Origin of the sequence: Eudoraea sp. (assembly GCF_049665975.1) — a bacterium.
GTDB lineage: Bacteria > Bacteroidota > Bacteroidia > Flavobacteriales > Flavobacteriaceae > Eudoraea.
This window is the reverse complement of record NZ_JBATGR010000321.1, coordinates 1-6270: the sequence shown is the minus strand read 5'-3', so window position 1 is coordinate 6270 and position 6270 is coordinate 1. Positions and strand designations below refer to the sequence as shown.

5 protein-coding genes are annotated in these 6270 nt (G+C 34.5%); 2 read left to right on the top strand and 3 right to left on the bottom strand.

Annotation, left to right across the window (positions count from 1 at the left end; all coding sequences use genetic code 11):
* Positions 1–115: 115 nt before the first annotated feature.
* The gene (locus WBN20_RS11270) at positions 116–577 is read right to left on the bottom strand and encodes a GNAT family N-acetyltransferase (RefSeq protein WP_424281742.1); all 462 of its coding nucleotides are present in this window, start codon (positions 575–577) and stop codon (positions 116–118) included.
* Positions 578–745: 168 nt separating this feature from the next.
* On the opposite strand from WBN20_RS11270, the gene WBN20_RS11265 reads away from it, so the two are divergent.
* On the top strand, positions 746–1633 hold the full coding sequence (locus tag WBN20_RS11265) for a hypothetical protein (RefSeq protein WP_424270897.1): 888 nt from the start codon (positions 746–748) through the stop codon (positions 1631–1633).
* A 172-nt stretch (positions 1634–1805) separates the two neighbouring features.
* Here the strand turns inward: WBN20_RS11265 and fumC are convergent, their stop codons facing one another.
* Positions 1806–3203, bottom strand: a complete 1398-nt coding sequence (gene fumC, locus WBN20_RS11260) for a class II fumarate hydratase (protein WP_424270898.1) — start codon at positions 3201–3203, stop codon at positions 1806–1808.
* Positions 3204–3353: 150 nt separating this feature from the next.
* Here fumC and WBN20_RS11255 point away from each other — a divergent pair, with 150 nt between their 5' ends.
* Positions 3354–3527 (top strand): hypothetical protein, encoded by a 174-nt coding sequence (locus WBN20_RS11255; RefSeq protein WP_299162900.1) that lies wholly within the window; start codon positions 3354–3356, stop codon positions 3525–3527.
* A 44-nt stretch (positions 3528–3571) separates the two neighbouring features.
* Here the strand turns inward: WBN20_RS11255 and WBN20_RS11250 are convergent, their stop codons facing one another.
* Positions 3572–6106 (bottom strand): TonB-dependent receptor domain-containing protein, encoded by a 2535-nt coding sequence (locus tag WBN20_RS11250; RefSeq protein WP_424281741.1) that lies wholly within the window; start codon positions 6104–6106, stop codon positions 3572–3574.
* Between the last annotated feature and the right edge of the window lie 164 nt (positions 6107–6270).

The following is a 6270-nucleotide window of genomic DNA, read 5'->3' as shown; positions in this document are numbered from 1 at the left end:
TTTTCCTTACAACTACTTAAAATTGTAAAACAAGAGAGCAAAGCAATAATTAAATTTTTCATAGTATTTTCTTATTATAACAAGGAAAGAGATAAAGATAAATAATAATAGACAATTATAAAATGAGCTGCATTTTAATATTACTTCTTTTATATGGAGTATTTTTTTCTAAATCTATTACTTCGAACCCATATTTTCTATATATATAAATGGCAGGTTCCAGGATAGTATTTGAATACAGGAGTAATTCTTTCCAATTTTCTCTTTTGGCAAAAGAAATTCCATGTGCCATAAGTTTCTGTCCAATTTTTTGTCCTTGATAACCCGGGTCAACAGCCATTTTGCCTAGTTCATATTTTGAATCTTTTATCTTAATAAAAGAATAACAGCCCACAATTTCAGAGTTTATCTCTGCAAAAAAAATATATCCACCTCTTTCAATGATGCTACTTTCGCAGTTTTCTAGTAACTCAGCATCTTTGGGCTCAACTTGAAAGTAATACTCTAACCAGGCTAAATTCAGATCTCTGAAGTATTTGGCAAGGCCCGGTCTAAAAGGGATGATTTTCAAAGACATTACTCCGATTCTGATTTTGCGAATACTAAAGTTAATATTAGTGGTGATTCTAGTTAAAAGTATTTAAATATTTTTTAGTAAGAAAAATCTAAAAGTAAATCTAAATCGTATATAGTCTCAAACAAACACTTTTAAAAAGTAACAAAAAGGTTAATTAATATTTACATTATGACTGAAACAAAAAATAACAATGGATTAAAAGTTATAGCTGGCTTATTGGGCGTAGTTCTATTAGCTACTATTATTTACACTGTTAGTCTCTATCAGGATAAGAAAAAGACTACTATGGCTCTTACTCAGGAAAAAGAGCTTGTCGTTGAAGATTTGAATAGCTTAAAGTCGGAATATGACAAGGCTATCCTGGAAAGTAATGCCACAAATGAAGAATTGGTTGGCGCAAGAGATAGAATTGCAAAGTATATTGACTCTGTTAAAACCATGAAATCTGATATTGCTTCCCTTTCAAGATACAGAAGACAGGTTGGTGTTCTTAAGGAAGAAAGAGAACAATTACTACGTCAGGTAGATTCTTTGACTAAGTCTAATACTTTTATTGCAATGCAAAGAGATAGTACTTTTGTTGAATTGGAAAAACAAACAGTATTTAACGATTCATTGGTAGTGCAAAATACTCAGTTGGCCGATGCTGTTGAAAGAGGTTCTGCTTTAAATTTATCTGCTTTTACAGTTGATGCTGTAAGAGAGCGTAATAATGGTAAATTAGTATCTACTTCCAGAGCAAAAAGCACAGATAAATTTAAAATTTGTTTTACTGTAGCTGATAACGTAATTGCCGAAGCAGGAGACAGACAATTCCTTGTTGAGGTTTTAGATCCTCAAGGTAACGTATTAGGTGGAGGAATGAGTAAATCAAGTGAGGACGGTGCCTCTGTATCTTATAGCAAAGAAACCGATTTCTACTACGAAAATAATGATTTGGATGTATGTGATTTTATAAACAAACCATCTGGCGATTTCCAAAAAGGAAATTACATGGTAAATGTTTATGATGACAAACTTAAATTACTGGGAACATCTAAGTTTACATTGAAATAATAAACACTATCCATTAATAAAAAAAGGGTCAATTTTCAAGTTGACCCTTTTTTATTGATATCATTTTATATTAAATACAATACCCTTTTGCTGAAGGGAAATTCTCCAGAATTACCCAGGTCTCTTCTAATAAAAATTATAATTTTAATCGCGCAGATTAAGAAGCAGATTACTATTTCAGACCACCTACCATCTCCTCAGGTTTAACCCATTCATCATATTCTTTATCCGTAACATATCCCAGCTTAACAGCTTCTACCTTTAAGGTAGTCCCATTTTTATGTGCTGTATTAGCTATTTCTGCGGCTTTATAATATCCAATTTTTGTATTTAATGCCGTTACAAGCATTAATGAATTGTTCAATAATTCTTTAATGACGTCGTAATTAGGTTCTATGCCCACAGCGCAATTTAAATCAAAACTGACTGCAGCATCTCCTAAAAGCTGAGCAGATTGCAAAACATTAGCGGCCATTAAAGGTTTAAAAACATTTAACTCATAATGTCCCTGCGTACCTCCAATAGTGACGGCAACATCATTACCCATGACTTGTGCGCAAACCATGGTTAGCGCTTCACACTGGGTTGGGTTAACCTTACCCGGCATAATTGAACTTCCCGGTTCATTGGCAGGAATTATGATTTCACCAATTCCCGATCTTGGTCCTGATGCCATCATTCTAATATCATTGGCAATTTTATTAAGGGAGACGGCTATTTGTTTTAAGGCGCCATGGCTTTCCACCAGCGCATCATGTGCTGCAAGGGCTTCAAACTTGTTTGGAGCTGTTTTAAACTTAAGCCCTGTAAACTCAGATATATACCTGGCTACTAATACATCGTAGCCTTTAGGTGTGTTTAATCCGGTACCCACTGCAGTGCCACCTAATGCCAATTCACTTAAATGATCTAAAGTGTTCTCAAGTGCCTTTATCCCATGATCTATTTGAGAAACATAACCTGAAAATTCTTGTCCAAGTGTTAAAGGAGTGGCATCCATTAAGTGCGTTCTGCCAATTTTCACTACATTACTAAAAAGCTCTGCCTTTTTATGGAGCGTATTGCGTAATTGTCTTAATCCGGGAATAGAAACCTCAATAATCTTCTTGTAAATTGCAATATGCATTCCGGTCGGAAAAGTATCATTCGAGGACTGCGATTTGTTAACATCATCATTTGGTTGAATTGTTTTCTCTCCTTCACCAATGACTTTACCTGCCAATTCATGTGCTCTATTAGCAATGACTTCATTTACATTCATATTGCTCTGCGTGCCGGAACCGGTTTGCCATATAACAAGAGGAAATTGGTTATTATGATCTCCTGCGAGTATTTCATCACAAACCTGGGCAATAAGATCTCTTTTTTCTTTGGATAATACGCCTAATTCACAATTGGTGTATGCCGCAGCCTTTTTTAAATAAGCAAACCCCATAATTACATCCAGAGGCATGGATGCCGGAGGACCAATTTTAAAATTATTTCGCGATCTTTCTGTTTGTGCACCCCAGTATTTATCAGATGGGACCTTTACCTCGCCCATGGTGTCTTTTTCAATTCGGAAGCTCATAATAGTATAGTTTTATGCCTACAAAGATAAGATACGAAGACTTATTTTGATGGTTGTAAATTGAAATTTCATATGATCTAATTTTTTTTTGCCTTTGATTTGTGGAAATTACTATTTTCAAACTATCTTTGTCTTCCAAAGAGTAAGAGTATGTTCGAATTTGATCAATATTTGGGATTTTTAGCTTTTTTAACCGTTATAACCATAGGTTTTTGGTTAATGATGTTTTTATTATTATTTGTAGTTCCGTATTGGCTGGGAGGCAATCTTATGGAATTATGGAAAGAAAAACGTGAAGCCAAAAGAGCCCAACGTAACGAATAAAAAAAGAAGCCATCAGGCTTCTTTTCTTTTAGGTGTATTTGATTTTAAGATCCTTCAAATTCAAAATCATCTCCATTACCATTTCCTCTTCGGTTCCCATTTCTTTGATTCTTTTTTTGATTGAAGCGATATAAAAAGGATAGCGTAATTTGTCTTTCCCGCCATTGGAATTCACTATAGGTAAATACATTATCCGTGCGGGTTTCACTTCTTCTTTTTCTACTGTTTAAAAGATCACTCACATTAAGCGAAAGTGTGGCTTTGTCTTTAATTATGTCCTTACTAAAAGCTAAATTAGTACTCAAAATACCTTTTCTCTTGCTTTGTGCGTTTTCCGTTGGCCCCCTATAAAATAGATTGGCCTGAAAATCTATTTTTCCAGGTAGCGGAATTTTGGCACTAAACCTGCTGAACCAAGCGAGGTTATCTGCATCAAAAATTTGAGTTATTTCCTCATCCAGAAAATTAGTATACGTATAGTCTCCCCGTAATTGCTGATTAAAAATATTAAAATTTAAGGTAAAGCGCCAATTCCTTTTAGGAACGTAGATGGTAGTAAATTCCATGCCATAGCGCGTGTCTGTTGCAAGATTTATGGGTGTTCTAGCCTGTACAGGAACAAAAACGGGGTTATCAGGATCATCCGGATTTTCAATTTCAACAAAATCTCCTGTTTCCAGTGTTATAAATTGAAAAACTCCTGTAGCATAATTGTAATAAACCGAAGTAGTTAAGGTTACCTTTTCCCATCGTTTAAGATATTCTAAATTGAAAGCATTGGTATAAGTCGGATTGAGATCCGGATTTCCAAAAAACAAATTTGTATTGCTCGATCTGGAAGGAAAGGGATTAATAAATCGCGAGCGTGGCCTTCTCAATCTTCTGCTATAGCTAATGTTTAACTTATCCAATTCAGAAAAATCATAGCCAATAAAAATAGACGGAAACCAATCTACATAGTTTTTATTATTTATTTCATTTGTATTAACCAATTCAATTCCGATATCAGAAGCCTCCATTCGCAGACCCCCAAGAATATTAAAATGTTTAAATTTTCTGCCTAACTGAACATAGGCGGCATTTACGTTTTCTGTATAAATAAGCCGGTTACTAAAATTGGGGTCACTGATTAAAGATCCTTCCTCCAATACTCCGAATTGAAAATCCGTATCAAACGTATTAAAGGTACCTCTATATCCCATCTCAAATTGTGACTGCTTGTCCTTGCTAAATGGAAGCACATATTCCATTTGTATGAGTTGGTTTATTTGTGTTTCATCATTAATAGTCTGTTCTGTGGGAAGTTCATCATTTTCACCTAAAACAATTTCATTAATAATTGCATTTTCTACTTCTGAGCCGGTTGAATATTGATAATCCAATGTAATTTGATGGCCTTTGTCATTGAATTTCTTAGCAAAATTGAAAGAATATTGTATGTCATTTTCATCTTCTCCTTCAATAGTAAATCTATTCCTTTGAACCGTCGGATCACCATTGGAATCAAAATTAAAGAAATCAATATTTATAGTGTTCTCGCCATTCGAAGTCCTGTAAACAAAGGAATTCGTGATACTTGTTGTTGGGTTAATAAATAATTCAAAACCAAAATTAGTATTGAATCCGTTCCTTTCTCTTTGGTAAGCCCGTATTTCGTTTTGAAAACTTGCGGTAGTCCCATCAGGGTTAAAGTTTTCTTGCTCAAACAGCGCATTACCAGGAGCATTTCTATATCTATAGGTCGTATTAATAAAAAAGTTAAATTTTTCCCGCCTTAGATTTAAGCTAAGTGCACCTCCATAATTATCCGGGTAACCCGCAAAAAGATTAAGTGATCCGTTTAAACCTGAATTTTTACCCTGTTTGAGTATTATATTAATGATACCACCAGTACCCTCTGCGTCATAACGTGCAGATGGATTTGTTATAACCTCTACTTTTTCAATGGTTTCTGCCGGTAATTGTTGTAATGTTTCCGGATTAATTCCAGATAGGGCAGAAGGCTTCCCATTAATCAGAATCCTTACACTTTCATTGCCTCTTAAACTTATATTTCCCTCTACATCTACAGTAACTGAAGGGATATTGTCTAAAACATCTGTTACAGATCCTCCTCTTACCGTAAGATCCTGGCCTACATTGTATATTTTCTTATCGAGGCGAAGTTCTATTGTTGTCCTTTCTCCAATTATTTCTACTTCTTCCAATTGCTGGGCATCTATTTGCAATTCTATTGTCCCCAGATCAGTTGATGCCCTAAAGTTTTGTGTTTTTAGTTCATATGTTTTATAAGAAATATATTCTACTCTTACATTGTATTGTCCCGGAATCGTCTCCACATTAAACTGGCCATTAGCACCAGTTAATGCACCTGTAACGAGCTCTGGATTAGGTATTGATTGAAGAATCAGGGTAGCATATTCAAGAGGTTCCCCTGTTTCTGAATCAATAACTTTGCCAGTTATTTCAATTGGTTCTGGTTTTTGAGAATGTAAGTTCAAATGGATAAATAAACAGCCTAAGGCTATAGGAATTCCGATTCGGCAGGCAAAAAGGTTTTTATCGATTTTTCTTTTCATAATTTTAGTTATTCTCCACTATTTCTATACCTATTTATATAAATCACCGTTTAGAATTAAACTTTAATAATTCAAAGTTGTGATTAATAAGATAAAACAAGAAAGAATCTTCTTTGAACGACATAAGGATTCCAGTGAACAGCAAGCTTTGGCTTTTAATCAAA

Excerpts from the sequence above, each read along its gene's own strand:
- WBN20_RS11270 (WP_424281742.1), bottom strand. The coding sequence starts at position 577 with ATGTCTTTGAAAATCATCCCTTTTAGACCGGGCCTTGCCAAATACTTC.
- fumC (WP_424270898.1), bottom strand. The coding sequence starts at position 3,203 with ATGAGCTTCCGAATTGAAAAAGACACCATGGGCGAGGTAAAGGTCCCA.
- WBN20_RS11265 (WP_424270897.1), top strand. The coding sequence starts at position 746 with ATGACTGAAACAAAAAATAACAATGGATTAAAAGTTATAGCTGGCTTA.
- WBN20_RS11255 (WP_299162900.1), top strand. The coding sequence starts at position 3,354 with ATGTTCGAATTTGATCAATATTTGGGATTTTTAGCTTTTTTAACCGTT.
- WBN20_RS11250 (WP_424281741.1), bottom strand. The coding sequence starts at position 6,106 with ATGAAAAGAAAAATCGATAAAAACCTTTTTGCCTGCCGAATCGGAATT.